Source organism: uncultured Campylobacter sp. (assembly GCF_938030815.1).
Taxonomy (GTDB): Bacteria; Campylobacterota; Campylobacteria; order Campylobacterales; family Campylobacteraceae; genus Campylobacter_B.
Window position 1 is genome coordinate 1 of sequence record NZ_CALHII010000279.1, and the last position, 3262, is coordinate 3262.

At 52.0% G+C, this 3262-nt stretch carries 2 protein-coding genes; both read left to right on the top strand.

What is annotated here, in order from left to right; genetic code table 11:
• The first annotated feature begins 305 nt into the window (after positions 1-305).
• A complete protein-coding gene (locus tag Q0277_RS10500; protein WP_297997822.1) occupies positions 306-2102 on the top strand; it encodes a Mur ligase family protein in 1797 nt (598 codons plus the stop codon).
• A 248-nt stretch (positions 2103-2350) separates the two neighbouring features.
• Positions 2351-3031 carry a DNA alkylation repair protein gene (locus tag Q0277_RS10505; RefSeq protein WP_297997823.1) on the top strand — a complete coding sequence of 227 codons (681 nt, stop codon included), beginning with the start codon at positions 2351-2353 and terminating at the stop codon, positions 3029-3031.
• Positions 3032-3262 lie beyond the last annotated feature (231 nt).

The following is a 3262-nucleotide window of genomic DNA, read 5'->3' on the forward strand; positions in this document are numbered from 1 at the left end:
GAGATAGGGCTCGATGTCGCAATATGCGCAGCGTGCAAAAAATTTCAGGTCGCGAAAGATAGATGCTGCGCGGTATCGAAAACGGGTCAGCGCGCGGCAGCGTAAATTTATCTAGCGCGGCTCGTGCAGCTTTTGCGAGAGCGTGAATTTGCGAGCTAGCGAAGTTTGTAAAATAGAATTTGCAAAGCGAGAATTCATAAAATTTGCAAATGAAGTCGAATGCCTGTTAGCCCTAGCTCGCCGCGTTTTTGCCCGCACAGGCTCGTAAGGCGGGCGCGTAAATTTATAAAAAGGAATTTTAAAAGATGAATATAATATTTTTGATCGCGCACGCGGCATTCATCCTGATGCTCGGCTTTTATCTGATCACCTGCCTGCAGTGGTTTTCATATAAGCCCGCGCGCATCATCTTTCACTTTACCAAGCCCGCGTGGCACCTCTATTTTTTGATTTTGCCGCTGGCGGCGTATTTTGGCTGCGAGATCGCGGCGAACTTGGGCGCGGCTAAATTCGGCACCGCGCCCCTCTATGCTCTGCACGCCGCTAAAATTCTAATCGTCGCGGTCTATGCGCTAGCGCTTTATTTTTGGCAAAGAGGGCTTGATAAAAAGCTCGTCTTTACGCCGCGCGTGAAGCGATTTTTTGCGATTTTAGCGGTTTGTGCGTTTAGCTTTAACGTCGCGTTTTATGCCGTGGGGGGGCCGGTTTTGCCGATCTTTTTACCGCTTGGCGCGGGCCTTGCGGCGAGTTTTGCTTACGAGCGGGCGCAGGCTGCGAAATTTAAGGCCGACGCACGCAAAAAGTTGGCCTCGATGCCCTCTCTTACGATCATTCAGATCACCGCGAGCTACGGCAAGACGAGCATTAAAAACTTCTTGTATCAAATTTTAAAAAGCGACTTTCGCTGCTACAAGACGCCGCGCTCGGTAAACACGCTGGCAGGGCTCGTGCGCGACGTAAACGAGGCGCTGCCCGCAGATACGCAGATCTACATCGCCGAGGCAGGCGCCAGGCTAAGCGGCGACATCGCCGAGATCACCGAGTTTTTGGCGCCGCAGATCGTCGTCGTGGGCGAGATCGGCGCGCAACACATCGAGTATTTCAAAAGCATTGAAAACATCCGCAAGACCAAGCTTGAAGCGCTCACAAGCGTGCGGCTAAAGCATGCGTTTTTGCACAGCTCTACGCAAAAAAGCGCGGATGGGCGCGTCACGATCTATGACGAGGGGCTGGAAATTTGCGGCGCGGATCTGGACGGAATAAAATTTAGCCTTAGCTTGAGCGGAGATGGAAGCGGTGCTAGCGGCGAAAATTCCGCTTCGCACGCAGACACATCCGCCGCAGAGAGCGAAGGGCAGGGCGATTTTGGCTTAGACGCAAATAGCGCGGCATACGCAGAAAAAGACAAAAATTCTAAAAATTACGGCACCGATTTTCACGGAGCAAATTCCGTATCCTGCGCGGAACGGAGCGAGCGAGAATTCTACGAACAAGCCGCCCGCGCCACTAGCGATGATAAAATTTGCAGCGACAAAGAGCGGGGTGCGCAAGAGGCTCCAAACGAGCGTAAAATTTCAAACGGGCGGAGAGAACTATGCGAGAGGCACGAGTTTTTCGCGCCGATTTTGGGTAAATTTAACGCCGCAAATCTCGCCGCTTGTATAAAGATCGCGCGATTTTTGGGGCTTAGCACTAATAAGATCAAAAGCCGCGTCGAACGCGTTAGCGCCGTCGAGCACCGCCTCGCGCGGCTCGATGCGGGCGGCAAAATCATCATCGACGATAGTTTCAACGGCAATCTAAGCGGCATGCTGCAAAGCTACGAGCTGATGCGAAGCTACAGCGGGCGCAAGGTCATCATCACGCCGGGCATCGTCGAGAGCACGCGCGAGGACAACGAGACGCTCGCCGCCAAAATCGATGAAATTTTTGATCTCGCGATCATCACGGGCGAGCTAAATTCCGAGGCGCTGCAAAGCAAGATAGATCCAAAAAAAACTATCGTTTTGAAAGACAAGCGCGATCTGCAGCGAGTTTTGAGCGAAAATACGCACAGCGGCGATCTAATTTTGTTTTCAAACGACGCACCGAGCTTCATTTAAGCGGTTTTGGCGATACGGTTTGCTCTGTATGGCGGTATACAGAGCGATCTAGCAGGCATGTTTTTTAGACAAAAGACTTTGAGTGAGTGGGGCGCGATTTTAAAGTAGCGCGATCTATCGGGCGATTAGTTTGAGTTGCATCGCGATCTGTTTAAATAAATAATCTGGTGCGGCTAAATTTCAGTGCGCCGTTATAAAATCGCAATCTTGCGCGCGATTAAATTTACGATCAAATTTAAAGGAAAGCTATGGATCTACGAGAAAATATGCTAGGGCAGCTGCGAGCGCTAAGCGAGGAGAAGCTGGCGCAATTTTCAAAGTGCCTGATACCGACGCCGCAGATTTTGGGCGTGCGCACTCCCGCGCTGCGTGCGCTTGCTCGCAAAAGCTTCTCCGCTTTGAGCACAGCGGATGAAGCGCGCCGTGAGCTGCAAAATTATAAGCCCGTTTTTCACGAGGAGTTCGTGCTAAAAGGCTTTTTCATAATGCTTTTAAAGCAGGATGAGACAAAATTCACGCTTGCGAGCGATTTTATCAAAACGATGCCAAATTGGGCGGTTTGCGATATGTTTGCTCCGAAATTCAGGGACGCCACTTTCGTGGATGCGCTGCTAAAGCAGGCTAAAAGCGGCGTGAGCGAGTTTGAGAGGCGATTTTTCTACGTTTATTTTATGCGAAATATGGGCGCGATCTCGCCCGAGGAATTTTTTGAAATTTGCGTAGCCGAAAGCGACGAGCGGTACTACGTGCAGATGGGCGCGGCGTGGGCGATAGCTGAGATGTTTATCAAGCAGCGTGAGATCACGCTTGCGTTTTTGGCGAGCAAGCGGGCGGCTAAATTTATCCAAAACAAGGCGATATCGAAGATCCGCGATAGCTTCCGCGTAAGCAAAGCTGAAAAAGATGCGCTTTTGAAGTATAAAATTTAACCGAGACGGAAAGTGGCGGAGGTAGTTAAAATTTCAGTTGCGCGGGGGGCGTCGAGGGCGGGCACGCAACCAGTCTAGGAGGGCGGTCCGGGCGCTTCATCGGACCAGGGTTCGACGGACCTGGGTCTGAGACGCCGGCCCGGTATTCGCCCCGGCGGCCGATGCGCGCCGCGGCCCGGCGCGGCGAGGGTTGGCCCATGATCAGTATTGAGAACCTCGTCAAACGGTACG

Excerpts from the sequence above, each read along its gene's own strand:
- Q0277_RS10500 (WP_297997822.1), top strand. The coding sequence starts at position 306 with ATGAATATAATATTTTTGATCGCGCACGCGGCATTCATCCTGATGCTC.
- Q0277_RS10505 (WP_297997823.1), top strand. The coding sequence starts at position 2,351 with ATGGATCTACGAGAAAATATGCTAGGGCAGCTGCGAGCGCTAAGCGAG.